The following is a 396-nucleotide window of genomic DNA, read 5'->3' as shown; positions in this document are numbered from 1 at the left end:
AGGATCGACAGGATCATCGCGATCGAGATCGACCCGAGCAGCAGCAGCGTCGTCGCGGCGTTGCGGGACTTGGGCTTCTTGAACGCCGGCACGCCGTTGCTGATGGCCTCGACGCCCGTCAGCGCGGCGCAGCCCGACGCGAACGCACGCAGCACCAGGAAGCCGCCGGCGAGCCCCATGAGCCCCTGGTCGAACCCGGGCTCCGAGGCGACGCCGAAGCCCGCGCTCTCGGCGGCGGCCAGCGTGCCGGTGAAGTAGCGGACGGCCCCGACCACGGCGATCGACCCCATCGCCGCCATGAACAGGTACACCGGGATCGCGAACGCGGTCCCCGACTCCTTGACGCCCCGCAGGTTGACGAGCGTCAGCGCGACCACCAGCCCGATCGCGAACGTC

The 396-nt window shown here is 71.0% G+C and carries 1 pseudogene; it reads right to left on the bottom strand.

The annotated features are described in order from the left end of the window. Positions 1-396 (bottom strand): annotated as a pseudogene (locus tag CAY82_RS27765) (DNA-binding protein); the annotation flags it as partial.

This window comes from Pseudomonas sp. SID14000 (genome assembly GCF_002165135.1).
GTDB lineage: Bacteria > Pseudomonadota > Gammaproteobacteria > Pseudomonadales > Pseudomonadaceae > Aquipseudomonas.
The sequence above is the reverse complement of the archived record's forward strand: the minus strand, read 5'-3'. Positions and strand labels throughout refer to the sequence as shown.